We start from the raw sequence: 15,081 nt of genomic DNA, 5'->3' as shown, positions 1-15,081 counted from the left end.
GCCGCGCCCTTCGCACGGCCCGGTCACCCACGAACCGGGCGACGGCGCCCCGTGGGCGGACACGTGGCTCTGGTCGAACCCCCTCTTCGCGGACGTAGTGGGTTCCTGACGGTCGCTCGCCGGCGGTTGCCGCCGGCCCGCGGGTGCGCCATGCTGCGATCCGTGCCCCACAGCGCACCCGCCCTCCGCTCGGCGCCCGACCGGCTGCTGTCGGTGCTGGCCGCGTTCGACCACGGGCATCCGGCGCTCAGTCTCAGCGACATCGGCCGCCGGGCCGGGCTCTCCCTGACCACCGCGCATCGCCTGGTCGGCGCGCTCACCGCGTGGGGCGCGCTGGAACGCGACGCCGAGGGCCTGTACCACGTGGGGCTGCGGCTCTGGGAGCTGGCCGCGCTGGCGCCCCGGGGGCTCGCGCTGCGCCAGGCCGCGCTGCCGTACCTGGAGGACCTGTACGAGGCGACGCACGAGAACGTGCAGCTGGCGGTGCGGGACGGCGCCGAGGCCGTCTACATCGAGTGGCTGGCCGGGCGTTCGGCGGTGGGCGTGCACATCCGGGTGGGCGCCCGCTGGCCGCTGCACGCCACGGGAGTGGGGCTCGCCCTGCTCGCCCACGAGACGCCCGGCTTCCAGGAGGACTACTGCGGCGGCCCTTTGGCCGCCTTCACGCCGTACACCCTGACGGAACCCGCCCGGTTGCGCCGTGCACTGGCCGAAGTCCGGCGTACCGGGGTCGCGGTGAGCAGCCGTCAGGTGACCGACGACGCGCTGTCGGTGGCGGCCCCGGTGCGCGGGGCCGCGGGACAGGTGGCCGCCGCCGTGTCGGTGGTCGTGCCGTGGGCGGACGCCGAGGTACCGGCGCTGGTCCCGGCGGTGCGGCTGGCCGCCCGCGGGGTCTCCCGGGCCCTGGGCTGGCGGCCGGAGCGCACGGACCAGACCGTGTAGCGTGACCGGGTGACAGTGAGCGAGGTTTACCGGGAGCTGGGCGAGGCCGCCTGGTCGTGGGTACTGGACCAGGTGCGGGACGACGAGGGCCCCTGGCTGCCGGAGGACGTGCCCGAGGAGGACACCGGCGACCTCGCGCCCGCCGAGGACCGGGACTCGCTGTACTCGGGCATCGCGGGGCTGGCCCCGGTGCTGGCGGAGATCGCCCGGTACCGGGCGCTCGGCGAGCGGGAACAGGCCCTGGCGGCCGGGATCGTGCGCCGCCTGTCGGCGCGGGCCCCCGTCGTTGCCGAACCCTCCCTCTACATCGGCCTGGCTGGCCACGCCACGGCGCTGCGGTTGCTCGAACCGGGCAGCGAGGCGGTCGTGCTGCGGCGGCTCGCCGAGCTCGCGACCCCCGAGGGCTGGCGGACCACGACCGCGTTCGTACCGGATTCCGACGCGCCCCTGACCGACATCATCATGGGCGTCGCGGGCGTGGTCATGACGGCCGTCTGGGCGGGCGGCGCGTACGCGGAACCGATCGCGACGACCGGCGGCGAGGCCCTGCTGCGGATGGCCGACCGCACCGAGGCGGGCCTGGACTGGGGAATCTCGCCCAGCACGCAGTCGCGCTGCCCGAACTACTCGCACGGCGCCGCCGGGGTGGCCTCCGCCCTGGCGGTGGCGGGCGCGGCCCTGCACCGCGAGGACTTCGTCACGGCCGCCGTGGCGGGGGCCCGGCACGTGCTGTCCACGGGCTCACTGGCGGACGGCGGCTTCGTCGTGCCGCACACGATCCCTCCGTCGAAGCGCGAGGTGGAGCCGGTCACCTACACCTGGTGCCACGGACCGACGGGCACCTCGCACCTGTTCACGGCGCTCGCCCACGCGGGCGTCACCGAGGTGGCCGGGCACGACGTCGGGGAACTGCGGCAGCGCTGCATGACCTCGGTCCTCGCCTCGGGACTCCCGGAGCGGCTGCGCCCCGGGTTCTGGGACAACGACGGCCGCTGCTGCGGCACTGCCGGGGTGGGTGACGTCCTCCTGGACGCGGCCCAGGACTGCGCGGGGACACCGAGGGCGAAGACACTGGTGGACGGCGCGCTGCGGATGGGCGACGCCCTGGTGGAGCGGGCGATCAGGGACGCGGCGGGCGCCCGCTGGCGGTTCGTGGAGTACCGCGTCGAGAACCCGCTGCTGCCGCCGGGCACGTCCTGGATGCAGGGCGCGGCGGGCATCGCCGCCTACCTGCTGCGCCTGGCCCGGTATCTCGACACCGGCCCGGACGCCCCGGTGGTGGACCGCCCGGACCAGTGGTGGGCGGTACCGGCCGGGACCCGGCACACGTCCGGCACGTGAGCGCGGGTCGGCCGGGCGTCGCCGGCGACTGGGCACGGCGGGTCCCCCGGTGTGACGGCGGTCGCGCTGCCGGGACCGGTGACGACCGCGACCGTCGGTCCAGGACCGTGCACCCGCTGCGAACACTCCGTTTCGACTGGGGAGAGGGAATCCCGGGGCCGTGGGGTCGACCGGCCACGGCAACAGGACGATCACCCGCCCGTCGGATCGGTCACGCGGTGGAGGCCGGTTCACCGGGACCGGCCTCCACCGCCGCCCGCCCGTCCTCCCGGCTCAGGCGGGCAGGGCCGCGCGCAGCCTCCGGTCACGGGGCGCCGGCCTTCGGTCGAGCCGGGCGTCCAGCAGGCGCCGGACCTCGTCGCAACGGCCGCCCGCGACCAGGGCGTACAGCAACGTCTCCTCCACGACCTCCCGTTGGGCCGCGCTGCCGCCGACCCTGCGCAGGACCGGCAGCAGGGCGGCGAGCCCCCGGGCCGCCTCGTTCACGCACGCGGTCGCGGACCGGGCGGCGTCCAGAAGGCGATCACGGTGACGGCCGAGCCGGCGGTCGAGATCGTCGACACTGGTTCAGCGACACCCGGCTCGACTTCCGCCCGCAGACGTACTGGGCGGCCGGCACCGAGATCACCCTCAGTCTGCGGCTGAAGGACGTCGAGGGGACGGACGGGGTGTACGGCACCCAGTCGAACGACGTCACCTTCCCTCATCGGCCGGGAGCAGATCTCCACGGTCGACCTGTCCACCAACGGATGGTGGTCAGGCGGGACGGCGCCGCGTACGCCGACTACCCGGTCTCCGGCGGCGACTTTGGCCACACCACCTGGTCCGGGATCATGGTGATCAGCGAGCGGTTCAAGCAGACCCGGATGGAGTCCTCCACCGTCGGCCTCGGTGACGAGTACGACATTCCGGCGTTCCGCACGCCCAGCGCCTGACCACCTCGGGCACCTTCGCGCACGGCAACTACTGGGCGTCCAGCGCGGTGTTCGGCAGCCAGAACGCCAGCCACGGCTGTGTCGGCCTGCACGACGCCAAGGGCGCGAGCGACTCGTCGGTGGCCGGCTACAAGTTCTACGAGAGCTCGATGCTCGGCGAGGCGGTGATCGTGAGGAACTCCGGCGAGAGGACCGTCGAGGCCGCCAACGGCCTGAACGGCTGGAACCTGTCCTGGTCGGACTGGAAGGCCGGCAGCGCGGTCTGCCCCCCCCCTGCCGCCTTCACCGCCTGAACTCCCTTGGGAGGTAAGGAGATTCTTCGCTTTAACTCTTGACGACCGCAGGCGCGGAGAGCACATTGGGCGCACTTTGAGAGCGCTCTCAGCGACAACTCCCGACGCTCTCAGGGGCATCCCGCGCATCCCGCTCCGTACCCGAGAGGCACCCCCATGAGTGAAACCTCCGGCACATCCCCTGCGGACCACGGACGGCGGCGCTCCTTCCGCCGGGCTCTCGTCGCCGTACTCGCCACGATGGGCCTCGCGGCGGCCGCCGCCACGACCGCCACCCTCCCCGCCAGCGCCTCCGCCCCCGGGACGCCCTCCGGCTGGAGCCAGGTCTTCCTCGACGACTTCAACGGCTCGGCGGGCACCGGCGTCAGCACCTCCAACTGGCAGTACGACACCGGGACCTCGTACCCGGGCGGCGCCGCCAACTGGGGCACGGGCGAGGTCGAGACGATGACCTCGTCCACCACCAACGTCGCGCTCGACGGCAACGGCAACCTGAAGATCACCCCGGTCCGCGACTCGTCGGGGAACTGGACTTCGGGCCGGATCGAGACCACCCGCACCGACTTCCAGCCCCCGGCGGGCGGCAAGCTGCGCGTCGAGGCGCGGATCCAGATGCCGGACGTCACCGGTGACGCCGCCCTCGGCTACTGGCCGGCGTTCTGGATGCTGGGCGCGCCCTACCGGGGCAACTACCAGAACTGGCCCGCCGTCGGCGAGCTGGACATCATGGAGAACGTGCAGGGCCTGAACAAGGTCTGGGCGACCATGCACTGCGGCACCAACCCGGGCGGCCCCTGCAACGAGACGACGGGCCTCGGCAATTCGACCGCCTGCCCCGGCACCACCTGTCAGTCCGGCTTCCACACCTACACGATGGAGTGGGACCGCTCGGTGAGCCCCGAGGCGATCCGGTTCTCCGTGGACGGCGTCACCTACCAGACGGTGACCGCCGGTCAGGTCGACGCGACCACCTGGGCGAACGCCACCAACCACGGCTTCTTCGTCATCCTGAACGTGGCGATGGGCGGCGGCTTCCCGGGCGCGTTCGGCGGCGGCCCGACCAGCGCCACCGAGTCCGGTCACCCGATGGTCGTCGACTACGTCCAGGTGCTGCAGGCCGGCGGGAGCGGTACCACGACCCCGCCGACCGGTGACCGGGACGCGTACGGCACGATCCAGGCCGAGTCGTACGACAGCCAGTCCGGCGTCACGGCCGAGACCACCACGGACACCGGCGGGGGCCAGGACATCGGGTACGTCTCCAACGGCGACTGGGCCCTCTACAAGGGCGTCGACTTCGGCTCCTCGGCGGCCACGCAGTTCTACGCGAGGGTGGCGAGCGGCGCGGCGGCCGGGGTGAGCGGCCTGGTCCAGGTACGCCTGGACAGTCCGTCCAGCTCCCCGGTCGGCAGCTTCTCCGCGGGGAACACCGGCGGCTGGCAGACCTGGAAGACGATCCCGGCCAACATCAGTTCGGTGACGGGCACGCACGACGTCTACCTCACCTTCAGCAGCGGCCAATCGGCGGACTTCGTGAACGTGAACTGGTTCGGCTTCGGACACTGACCGGCCGCCGGGGACGCCCCGCGGGGTTCGCCTCGCGGGGCGTTCCCGTCCGCGCGGAAGGCACGGGCCGCTCTCAGCACCCCACGCCGCAGCGCCGCGCGATGGCCTTCAGCCGCTCCAGTTCGCGTTCTGCCGCGGCCGCATGGGCGAGGTCGAGGGCCATCCAGGCGCGCGCGGTGACGTAGCCGATGTCCTCGCGGGTGGCCGCGTCGAGGTCACCCGCGTCCCGGAGCCGGTATCCGGTGACCGCCAGGGAGACCTCGATGCCGCCGAGGCGGTCCCGAAGACGCAGGGGCAGCGGGGGCTTGGCGTCCTTGACGTAGTCGCGCGCCTGCCGGTCCGCCTCGCAGGGACGGGGCGGCGTCGGGGCCCAGGAAAGGTCGGCCTCCCGGGCCGTGTCGTCCATGTCCGCGAGCCGGGCGCGGGCGGCGGCCCGGTCGCCCCCGGCGGCGAGCGCGCGGGCGTCGTCCAGCAGGGAGCGCAGCGCGGCCCGGGCCGCGGGATCCTCGCCGGTGCGGGCGTCGAGATAGCCGGACCACACGTCGAACGCCTTGCTCAACTCGGCTTCCAGCAGAACCCCGTACACGTCCGGCACCGCGGCGACTCCCCCTCCGGCCGTCCCGCGCGGACGGCAGCGGTTCACGATAGGAGGGGAGCCGGAGCGTTCGCTCGCGAATTTCCGCGCCGGTTCAGCGCAGTTCCGCCCGGAACGCCACCGGCGTCTGCCCCGTGTGCAGGTGGAAGAACTTGGAGAAGTTGGCCGCGTCCGGGAAGCCGATCGCCGCGCCCACCCGGCCGATCGGGAGGTCGGTGTGGGCCAGCAGGCGTTTGGCCTCCAGGACGACCCGCCTGTCGATGAAGCCCTTCGGAGTCTGTCCGGTCGCTGCGCGGACCGCGCGGACCAGGGTGCGGCGGGAGTAACCGAGGGCGTCGGCGTAGGCGCTGACACTGTGGTTGCCGGCGAAGTCCTTCTCCACGGCGTCCCGGAACAGGGTGAAGGTGGTGTCGGCCTGACGGCGGGCCGCCTCCGCCGAGCTGGCCGCGAGGTGCGCGAGCCGCAGCAGCAGCGCCGTGAGCGAGTGCCGCAGGACCGAGGTGTGCAGGCTCAGCGGGAGGGTCGCGTCGTCCTCGTACTCGCGTTGCAGGTTGGCGAGCGACGCCCGCACCGCGGTGAGCTGCGGCGCGTCGGGGCGGAGCAGGGGTGGCAGGTCGTAGCGGTAGAGGCCGGTCGCCTCGACGATGGCCCGCGGCAGGAAGCCGGGCTGCATGGTCAGGACGGTTCCGCGGTACTCACAGGTCCGTGAGAAGCGGTGGACCTGACCCGGCCGGATCCAGAGCAGGTCGCCGGCCCGGGCCTCGTACTCGGCGAAGTCGACCATGTGACGGACCGGGCCGTGGGTGAAGAGCATGACCACGTGGAAGTCGATGCGGTGGACGCGCTCCAGGGGGGCATCCACGTGCCATACGTGTCCGGCCCCCATCGGGCCGACCTGTACGCCGACGCCGCCGACGCTCAGATCCACCGGGAAGGGGAAGGTCCTGATTCCGTCACCGTCGCCCGGCCCTTCGGGCGTTCTGTCCGCCATGTCCTTCTCGTGCCGTCCCTGTCGAAGATCCGTGTCCCACTTTCACCACAGGCTGACACACTCCGACCTTCCTTCCCAAAAGTCAGACTTTTAGTTTTGAACGCGTCAGGGCAGCCAGAACGCTTCGAACGAGGATTTCTTGAAGATGAGCACGCACACATCAGACGGCTTCGAGTGGACCGACCTGGACCGGCGTGCCGTGGACACCGCGCGCCTTCTCGCCGCCGACGCCGTGCAGCAGGTCGGCAACGGGCACCCCGGCACCGCGATGAGTCTGGCCCCGGCCGCGTACACGATCTTTCAGAAGGTGATGCGGCACGATCCCGCCGATCCCGAATGGACCGGCCGCGACCGCTTCGTCCTCTCCCCCGGGCACACCTCGCTCACCCTCTACACCCAGCTGTTCCTCGCCGGATACGAGCTGGACCTGGACGATCTCAAGGCCTTCCGCACGCACGGCTCCAAGACGCCCGGTCACCCGGAGTACGGGCACACGGCCGGCGTCGAGACCACCACCGGCCCGCTCGGCCAGGGTGTCGCCAACGCGGTGGGCATGGCCATGGCCGCCCGCTACGAGCGCGGCCTGTTCGACCCGCAGGCCCCCGAGGGCGCCTCCCCCTTCGACCACATGATCTGGGCGATCGTCTCCGACGGCGACCTGGAGGAGGGCGTCTCCGCCGAGGCCTCCTCGATGGCCGGCCACCAGAAGCTCGGCAACCTGGTCTTCCTCTACGACGACAACCACATCTCCATCGAGGGCGACACGGCGACGGCGTTCTCCGAGGACGTCCTTGGCCGGTACGCGGCCTACGGCTGGCACACCCAGCGCATCGAGCCCACCGCCGAGGGCGACGTCGACGTGCACGCCCTGTACGCGGCCCTGAAGGCGGCGCAGGCCGAGACCGACCGCCCGTCCATCATCGCCATGCGCACGATCATCGCCTGGCCCGCCCCGAACGCGCGGAACACCGAGGCGTCCCACGGCTCCGCGCTCGGCGCCGACGAGATCGCCGCCACCAAGCGCCTGCTCGGCTTCGACCCGGAGCAGACCTTCGAGGTGGCCGACGAGGTCCTGGCCCACACCCGCCAGGCGCTCGACCGGGGCGCCGAGGCCCACGCGGCCTGGGACAAGCGCATCGCCGAGTGGCGCACCGCGAACGAGCAGCAGGCGCGGCTCTTCGACCGGGTCGTGGCCGGCCAGCTCCCCGAGGGCTGGGAGGCCGAGCTCCCCGTCTTCGAGGAGGGCACGTCCGTCGCCACCCGGGCCGCCTCCGGCAAGGTGCTGCAGGCGCTCGGGCAGGTGCTGCCCGAGCTGTGGGGCGGCTCCGCCGACCTCGCGGGCTCGAACAACACCACCATCGACAAGACGTCCTCCTTCCTGCCGAAGGGCAACCCGCTGCCCGAGGCCGACCCGTACGGCCGTACGGTCCACTTCGGGATCCGCGAGTTCTCGATGGCCGCCGAGATGAACGGCATCGCGCTGCACGGCAACACCCGGATCTACGGCGGCACCTTCCTGGTGTTCTCCGACTACATGCGCAACGCCGTGCGGATGGCCGCGCTCATGCAGCTCCCGGTGACCTACGTCTGGACCCATGACTCCATCGGCCTCGGCGAGGACGGCCCCACCCACCAGCCGGTCGAGCACCTCGCCTCGCTGCGCGCGATTCCCGGCCTGAACGTCGTCCGCCCGGCGGACGCCAACGAGACCGCGACGGTCTGGGCCGAGATCCTGAAGAGGCACGCCACCCACCCGGCCCCGCACGGGCTCGCGCTGACCCGCCAGGGCGTGCCGACGTACGCGCCGGACCCCGACGCGGCCAGGGGCGGCTACGTACTGCGCGAGTCGTCGACCGAGACCCCGGAGGTGGTCCTGATCGCCACCGGTTCCGAGGTGCACCTCGCCGTCGAGGCGCGTGACCTCCTGGAGGCCGAGGGGATCGGCACCCGCGTGGTGTCGATGCCGTCCGTGGAGTGGTTCGAGGAGCAGCCGCGCGAGTACCGCGAGAGTGTCCTGCCGCCGGCCGTGAAGGCGCGGGTCGCCGTCGAGGCCGGGATCGGCCTGACCTGGTACCGCTACGTCGGCGACGCCGGCCGGATCGTCTCCCTGGAGCACTTCGGCGCCTCCGCCGACGCCAAGACCCTGTTCGCCGAGTTCGGCTTCACCGCCGAGCACGTGGCCGCGGCGGCCCGCGAGTCCCGCACGGCCGCCCGTACCGCCTGATCCACCAGCCAGAAACAGTTCAGTAGAGGAAGATGATCACTGTGACCGAAGCAACCGCCACCGCGGGAGCACTGAAGCGCCTGTCCGACGAGGGCGTCTCGATCTGGCTGGACGACCTGTCGCGCAAGCGGATCAGCACCGGCAACCTCGCCGCGCTCGTCGCCGACCGCGACGTGGTGGGCGTGACCACGAACCCGTCGATCTTCCAGGCCGCCATCGGCTCCGGCGAGGGGTACGAGGAGCAGCTCGCCGACCTGGCCGTGCGCGGTGTCACGGTCGACGAGGCCGTGCGCATGATGACGACGCAGGACGTGCGGGCCGCCGCCGACGTGCTGCGCCCGGTGTACGACGCCACCGACGGCCGGGACGGCCGGGTCTCCATCGAGGTCGACCCGCGTCTGGCGCACGACACGGTGGCCACCGTCGCCGAGGCCCGTCAGCTGGCCTGGCTGGTCGACCGCCCGAACGTGATGATCAAGATCCCGGCGACGAGGGCCGGCCTCCCCGCGATCACCGCGGTCATCGCCCAGGGCATCAGCGTCAACGTCACGCTGATCTTCTCCCTGGAGCGCTACCGCGAGGTCATGGCCGCCTACCTGACCGGTCTGGAGCAGGCCGCCGCCAAGGGCCTGGACGTCTCCGCCATCCACTCGGTGGCCTCCTTCTTCGTCTCCCGCGTCGACGCCGAGATCGACAAGCGGCTGACCCTCCTCGGCACGGACGAGGCGCTCGCGCTCAAGGGCCGGGCCGCGCTCGCGAACGCGCGGCTGGCCTACGAGGCCTACGAGCAGGTCTTCGCCGGGGACCGCTGGAGCGCCCTGGAGTCGGCGGGCGCCCACCGGCAGCGGCCCCTGTGGGCCTCGACCGGCGTGAAGGACCCGTCGTACAAGGACACCCTCTACGTCGACGAGCTGGTCGCGCCCGGCACGGTCAACACCATGCCGGAGGCGACGCTGAACGCCACCGCCGACCACGGCGACGTCCGCGGTGACACCGTCACCGGCGGCTACGAGCAGGCCCGCGCCGACCTGGCGGCCGTTAAGCGGCTCGGCATCTCCTACGACGAGGTCGTGGGCAAGCTGGAGGACGAGGGCGTCGCCAAGTTCGAGGTGGCCTGGCAGGAGCTGCTGGACGCCGTCACGAAGTCCTTGAACAACAAGGGAGTTGACGCGTAATGAGCAAGAAGGACAAGGAGGTGCGGGTGCCTGTGGTGCCCGCCGCCGACTGGGACAACCCGTTGCGGGACGCGCGCGACCGGCGGCTGCCGATGGTCGCCGGGCCGTCCGGCCTGGTCATCTTCGGTGTGACCGGTGACCTGTCCCGCAAGAAGCTGATGCCGGCCGTCTACGACCTGGCCAACCGGGGTCTGCTGCCGCCGGGCTTCTCGCTCGTCGGCTTCGCCCGCCGGGACTGGGAGGACCAGGACTTCGCGCAGGTCGTCCACGACGCGGTGCGCGAGCACGCCCGGACCCCGTTCCGCGAGGAGGTCTGGCAGCAGCTCGCCGAGGGCATGCGCTTCATCCCCGGTGACTTCGACGACGACACCGCGTTCAAGCAGCTGAAGGCCGCCGTCGACGAGCTGGACGGCTCCCGGGGCACCGGCGGCAACTTCGCCTTCTACCTCTCGGTGCCGCCCAAGTTCTTCCCGAAGGTCGTGCAGCAGCTGAAGAAGGTGGGCCTCGCCACCCCGCCGGCCGGGGCCTGGCGGCGGGCGGTCATCGAGAAGCCCTTCGGCCACGACCTGGCCTCCGCACAGGACCTCAACCGGGTCGTGCACGACGTGTTCGACCCGGACCAGGTGTTCCGGATCGACCACTACCTCGGCAAGGAGACCGTCCAGAACATCCTGGCGCTGCGCTTCGCCAACCAGATGTACGAGCCGATCTGGAACCGCAGTTACGTCGACCACGTGCAGATCACCATGGCCGAGGACATCGGCATCGGCGGCCGCGCGGGCTACTACGACGGCATCGGCTCGGCCCGTGACGTCATCCAGAACCACCTGCTCCAGCTGATGGCGCTGACCGCGATGGAGGAGCCGATCGCGTTCGACGCGGACGCGCTGCTCACCGAGAAGCTGAAGGTCCTGAAGTCGGTGCGGCTGCCGGAGGACCTGGGCAGGCACACCGTGCGCGGCCAGTACGCCGAGGGCTGGCAGGGCGGCGAGAAGGTCATCGGCTACCTCGAAGAGGACGGCATCGACCCCAAGTCGAAGACCGACACCTACGCCGCCGTCAAGGTCGAGATCGACAACCGCCGCTGGGCGGGCGTCCCCTTCTACCTGCGCACCGGCAAGCGGCTCGGCCGCCGGGTCACCGAGATCGCGGTGGTCTTCCAGCGCGCCCCGCACTCCCCGTTCGACTCGACGGCCACCGAGGAGCTGGGCGAGAACGCGATCGTCATCCGCGTCCAGCCGGACGAGGGCATGACGGTCCGGTTCGGCTCCAAGGTGCCGGGCACGTCCATGGAGATCCGGGACGTGTCGATGGACTTCGCGTACGGCGAGTCGTTCACGGAGTCCAGTCCCGAGGCGTACGAGCGGCTCATCCTGGATGTGCTGCTCGGTGACGCCAATCTGTTCCCCCGTCACCAGGAAGTGGAAGAGTCCTGGAAGATCCTCGACCCGATCGAGACGTACTGGGCGAAGCACGGCAAGCCCGCGCAGTACGAGTCCGGCAGCTGGGGACCGAAGGAAGCCGACGAGATGCTCGCACGAGACGGACGGAGCTGGCGCAGGCCATGAAGATCGACCTGACCGACACCACGGCAAGCAAGATCAACAAGGCGCTGGTGCAGGGCCGCCGCGCCATCGGAACCCCCGCGGTGGGCATGGTCCTGACGATGGTGATCGTCACGGACGAGGAGAACGCCTACGACTCGATCAAGGCCGCCGAGGAGGCCTCGCACGAGCACCCCTCGCGCACCCTGGTCGTCATCAAGCGGCATGCGCGCACCCTGCGCGACCGCACCACCTCCCGCCTGGACGCGGAGGTCCGGGTCGGCTCGGAGGCCGGCACCGGCGAGACGGTCGTGCTGCGGACGTACGGCGAAGTCTCCGACCACGCCGACTCGGTGGTGCTGCCGCTGCTGCTGCCGGACGCCCCGGTCGTCGTGTGGTGGCCGGTGGAGGCCCCGGACACCCCGTCCAAGGACCCGCTCGGCGCCCTCGCCCAGCGCCGGATCACCGACCTGTACGCCGTCGAGCGGCCGATGGAGGTCCTGGAGGCCCGCGGCCGCACCTACGCGCCCGGCGACACCGACCTCGCCTGGACCCGGCTCACCCTGTGGCGGTCCATGCTGGCCGCCGCCCTGGACCAGGCCCGGGTCGCCGTGACCTCGGCGGCCGTCGAGGCCGAGGCGGACAACCCCAGTGCCGAACTCCTCGCGCGCTGGCTGGAGGCCCGCCTGGGCGTCAAGGTGGACCGCGTGGTCTCCCCCGGCCCGGTCGTCACGGCCGTCCGGCTCGGCACCGCGGGCGGCGACATCGTCATCGACCGCCCCGAGGGCCCGCTGGCCACCCTGACCCTGCCGGGCCAGCCGCCGCGCACCCTCGCGCTGAAGGTCCGCGCCACCTCCGAACTGATCGCCGAGGAGCTGCGCCGCCTCGACGCCGACGAGATGTACGCCATCGCCCTGCGCGGCGACGGCACCAAGGAGTCCGTTTCCGATGTCTGACACCCCCCGGCTCACCGAACGGCCCGAGTGGACCGCCCTGGAGGACCATCGCTCCCAGGGCCGGCCGGAACTGCGTGAGCTGTTCGCGACGGACCCGGCCCGCGCCGAGCGGTACGTGGTACGGGTCGGCGACCTGTACATCGACTACAGCAAGCACCTGATCACGGACGAGACCCTCGCCCTGCTCCAGGAACTGGCCGCCGCCACCGACGTTTCCGGCCTGCGGGACGCGATGTTCCGCGGCGAGAAGATCAACATCACCGAGCGGCGGGCGGTCCTGCACACCGCCCTGCGCGCCCCGCGCGACGCGGTGGTCGAGGTCGACGGCGAGAACGTGGTGCCCGCCGTGCACGCGGTCCTGGACAAGATGGCCGGCTTCGCCGAACGGGTCCGGTCGGGCGAGTGGACCGGCCACACCGGCAAGCGCATCAGGAACGTCGTCAACATCGGCATCGGCGGATCCGACCTGGGCCCGGCGATGGCCTACGAGGCCCTGCGGGCCTTCTCCGCGCGGGAACTGACGTTCCGTTTCGTCTCCAACGTGGACGGCGCCGACCTGCACGAGGCGACCCGCGACCTGGACCCGGCGGAGACGCTCTTCATCGTCGCGTCGAAGACGTTCACCACCATCGAGACGATCACCAACGCGACCTCGGCCCGCCAGTGGCTGCTCGACGGTCTCGACGGCGAGGAGAAGGCGGTGGCCAGGCACTTCGTGGCCCTGTCCACGAACGCCGAGAAGGTCACGGGCTTCGGTATCGACCCGGACAACATGTTCGAGTTCTGGGACTGGGTCGGCGGCCGCTACTCCTACGACTCCGCCATCGGCCTCTCCCTGATGATCGCCATCGGCCCGGACCGCTTCCGCGAGATGCTGGACGGCTTCCACCTGGTCGACGAGCACTTCCGCACCGCGCCCGCCGAGTCCAACGCGCCCCTGCTGCTCGGCCTGCTGGGCATCTGGTACGGCGACTTCTTCGACGCCCAGTCGCACGCGGTGCTGCCGTACTCGCACTACCTCTCCAAGTTCACCGCCTACCTGCAGCAGCTGGACATGGAGTCCAACGGCAAGTCGGTGGACCGGCAGGGCCGTCCGGTGGACTGGCAGACGGGCCCCGTGGTGTGGGGCACGCCCGGCACCAACGGGCAGCACGCCTACTACCAGTTGATCCACCAGGGCACCAAGCTGATCCCGGCGGACTTCATCGGCTTCGCCGAGCCGGTCGCCGAACTCAGCGGCGAACTCAGGGCCCAGCACGACCTGCTGATGGCGAACTTCTTCGCCCAGACGCAGGCGCTCGCCTTCGGCAAGACCGCCGAGGAGGTCCGCGCCGAGGGCGTCGCCGAGGAGCAGGTCGCCCACCGCACCTTCCAGGGCAACCACCCGACCACGACGATCCTGGCCCGTGAGCTGACCCCGTCCGTGCTCGGCCAGCTGATCGCGCTGTACGAGCACAAGGTGTTCGTCCAGGGTGCCGTCTGGAACATCGACTCCTTCGACCAGTGGGGTGTGGAGCTCGGCAAGGTGCTCGCCAAGCGCATCGAGCCCGCCCTGACCGAGGGCGCCGACGTGCCCGGCCTCGATCCGTCCACCACCGCCCTCGTCTCGACGTACCGCACGCTTAGGAAGTGAACTGACATGCAGCTCGGACTCATCGGTCTCGGCAAGATGGGCGGCAACATGCGCGAGCGGATCCGCCGCGCGGGCCACACCGTCATCGGCTACGACCGCAACCCTGACGTCTCCGACGTCAAGAGCCTCGAGGAACTGGTCGAGAAGCTCGACGCCCCGCGCACGGTCTGGGTGATGGTCCCGGCCGGCACCGCCACCCAGTCCGTCATGGACGAGCTCAAGGACCTGCTGTCCGAGGGCGACACGGTGGTCGACGGCGGCAACTCCCGCTGGACGGACGACGAGAAGCACGCCGCCGAACTCGGCATCAAGGGCATCGGCTTCGTCGACGCCGGTGTCTCCGGCGGCGTGTGGGGCCTGCAGAACGGCTACGCCCTGATGGTCGGCGGCACCAAGGAGCACGTCGAGCGGCTGCACCCGATCTTCGAGGCGCTCAAGCCGGAGGGCCCGTACGGCTACGTGCACGCGGGCAAGGTCGGTGCCGGGCACTTCTCCAAGATGGTCCACAACGGCATCGAGTACGCCATGATGCAGGCGTACGCCGAGGGCTGGGAGCTGCTGGAGAAGGTCAAGTCCGTGGACAACGTCCGCGAGGTCTTCCGCTCCTGGCAGGAGGGCACCGTCATCCGCTCCTGGTTGCTCGACCTCGCGGTCAACGCCCTGGACGACGACGAGCACCTGGAGAAGCTGAAGGGCTTCGCGCAGGACTCCGGCGAGGGCCGCTGGACCGTCGAGGCGGCCATCGACAACGCGGTGCCGCTCCCGGCGATCACCGCCTCCCTGTTCGCGCGGTTCGCGTCCCGCCAGGACGACTCCCCGCAGATGAAGATGATCGCGGCCCTGCGCAACCAGTTCGGCGGCCACGCGGTCGAGTCGAAGGAGTAGT

11 protein-coding genes and 2 pseudogenes are annotated in these 15,081 nt (G+C 71.4%); 10 read left to right on the top strand and 3 right to left on the bottom strand.

What is annotated here, in order from left to right:
• The first annotated feature begins 162 nt into the window (after positions 1-162).
• Together ACZ4O3_RS09280 and ACZ4O3_RS09275 are read left to right on the top strand one after the other, a co-directional pair.
• On the top strand, positions 163-942 hold the full coding sequence (locus tag ACZ4O3_RS09280) for an IclR family transcriptional regulator (protein WP_467721765.1): 780 nt from the start codon (positions 163-165) through the stop codon (positions 940-942).
• A gap of 9 nt (positions 943-951) precedes the next feature.
• Complete coding sequence (locus ACZ4O3_RS09275; RefSeq protein ID WP_467721764.1) at positions 952-2,283, top strand: lanthionine synthetase LanC family protein; 1,332 nt, start codon at positions 952-954, stop codon at positions 2,281-2,283.
• A 273-nt stretch (positions 2,284-2,556) separates the two neighbouring features.
• Here ACZ4O3_RS09275 and ACZ4O3_RS09270 read toward each other — a convergent pair.
• A pseudogene (locus ACZ4O3_RS09270) lies at positions 2,557-2,760 on the bottom strand (hypothetical protein); the annotation flags it as partial.
• On the opposite strand from ACZ4O3_RS09270, the pseudogene ACZ4O3_RS09265 reads away from it, so the two are divergent.
• Together ACZ4O3_RS09265 and ACZ4O3_RS09260 are read left to right on the top strand one after the other, a co-directional pair.
• Positions 2,759-3,511, top strand: a pseudogene (locus ACZ4O3_RS09265) (L,D-transpeptidase); the annotation flags it as partial. The pseudogenes ACZ4O3_RS09270 and ACZ4O3_RS09265 sit on opposite strands and share 2 nt — an antisense overlap.
• Before the next feature lie 156 nt (positions 3,512-3,667).
• A complete protein-coding gene (locus ACZ4O3_RS09260; RefSeq protein ID WP_467721763.1) occupies positions 3,668-5,077 on the top strand; it encodes a glycoside hydrolase family 16 protein in 1,410 nt (469 codons plus the stop codon).
• A gap of 73 nt (positions 5,078-5,150) precedes the next feature.
• Here ACZ4O3_RS09260 and ACZ4O3_RS09255 read toward each other — a convergent pair whose 3' ends face one another.
• Positions 5,151-5,672 carry a hypothetical protein gene (locus ACZ4O3_RS09255; protein ID WP_467721762.1) on the bottom strand — a complete coding sequence of 174 codons (522 nt, stop codon included), beginning with the start codon at positions 5,670-5,672 and terminating at the stop codon, positions 5,151-5,153.
• A 94-nt stretch (positions 5,673-5,766) separates the two neighbouring features.
• On the bottom strand, positions 5,767-6,663 hold the full coding sequence (locus ACZ4O3_RS09250; RefSeq protein ID WP_362726226.1) for a helix-turn-helix transcriptional regulator: 897 nt from the start codon (positions 6,661-6,663) through the stop codon (positions 5,767-5,769).
• A gap of 145 nt (positions 6,664-6,808) precedes the next feature.
• Between ACZ4O3_RS09250 and tkt the strand changes: the two genes are divergently transcribed.
• From tkt to gnd, 6 genes are read left to right on the top strand one after another with little or no spacing between them, the layout of a single operon-like run.
• Positions 6,809-8,887 (top strand): transketolase, encoded by a 2,079-nt coding sequence (gene tkt, locus ACZ4O3_RS09245; protein WP_385000429.1) that lies wholly within the window; start codon positions 6,809-6,811, stop codon positions 8,885-8,887.
• Between the two features lie 32 nt (positions 8,888-8,919).
• Positions 8,920-10,062 (top strand): transaldolase, encoded by a 1,143-nt coding sequence (gene tal / locus ACZ4O3_RS09240; protein ID WP_362726221.1) that lies wholly within the window; start codon positions 8,920-8,922, stop codon positions 10,060-10,062.
• Positions 10,062-11,630 carry a glucose-6-phosphate dehydrogenase gene (gene zwf / locus ACZ4O3_RS09235; RefSeq protein WP_385000435.1) on the top strand — a complete coding sequence of 523 codons (1,569 nt, stop codon included), beginning with the start codon at positions 10,062-10,064 and terminating at the stop codon, positions 11,628-11,630. Before tal ends, zwf begins: the two co-directional genes overlap by 1 nt.
• The gene (gene opcA / locus ACZ4O3_RS09230) at positions 11,627-12,562 is read left to right on the top strand and encodes a glucose-6-phosphate dehydrogenase assembly protein OpcA (protein WP_467721761.1); all 936 of its coding nucleotides are present in this window, start codon (positions 11,627-11,629) and stop codon (positions 12,560-12,562) included. Before zwf ends, opcA begins: the two co-directional genes overlap by 4 nt.
• A complete protein-coding gene (gene pgi, locus ACZ4O3_RS09225; RefSeq protein ID WP_467721760.1) occupies positions 12,555-14,195 on the top strand; it encodes a glucose-6-phosphate isomerase in 1,641 nt (546 codons plus the stop codon). The genes opcA and pgi overlap by 8 nt, the downstream gene beginning before the upstream one ends.
• 6 nt (positions 14,196-14,201) lie before the next feature.
• Positions 14,202-15,080: a phosphogluconate dehydrogenase (NAD(+)-dependent, decarboxylating) gene (gene gnd / locus ACZ4O3_RS09220; protein WP_362727202.1), complete on the top strand. Its 879-nt coding sequence runs from the start codon at positions 14,202-14,204 to the stop codon at positions 15,078-15,080.
• Position 15,081 lies beyond the last annotated feature (1 nt).

Source organism: Streptomyces sp. NPDC026515, assembly GCF_055567595.1.
This window is presented reverse-complemented; position numbering and strand designations above follow the sequence as displayed.

Excerpts from the sequence above, each read along its gene's own strand:
- ACZ4O3_RS09260 (WP_467721763.1), top strand. The coding sequence starts at position 3,668 with ATGAGTGAAACCTCCGGCACATCCCCTGCGGACCACGGACGGCGGCGC.
- ACZ4O3_RS09250 (WP_362726226.1), bottom strand. The coding sequence starts at position 6,663 with ATGGCGGACAGAACGCCCGAAGGGCCGGGCGACGGTGACGGAATCAGG.
- gnd (WP_362727202.1), top strand. The coding sequence starts at position 14,202 with ATGCAGCTCGGACTCATCGGTCTCGGCAAGATGGGCGGCAACATGCGC.
- tkt (WP_385000429.1), top strand. The coding sequence starts at position 6,809 with ATGAGCACGCACACATCAGACGGCTTCGAGTGGACCGACCTGGACCGG.
- pgi (WP_467721760.1), top strand. The coding sequence starts at position 12,555 with ATGTCTGACACCCCCCGGCTCACCGAACGGCCCGAGTGGACCGCCCTG.
- opcA (WP_467721761.1), top strand. The coding sequence starts at position 11,627 with ATGAAGATCGACCTGACCGACACCACGGCAAGCAAGATCAACAAGGCG.
- tal (WP_362726221.1), top strand. The coding sequence starts at position 8,920 with ATGATCACTGTGACCGAAGCAACCGCCACCGCGGGAGCACTGAAGCGC.
- zwf (WP_385000435.1), top strand. The coding sequence starts at position 10,062 with ATGAGCAAGAAGGACAAGGAGGTGCGGGTGCCTGTGGTGCCCGCCGCC.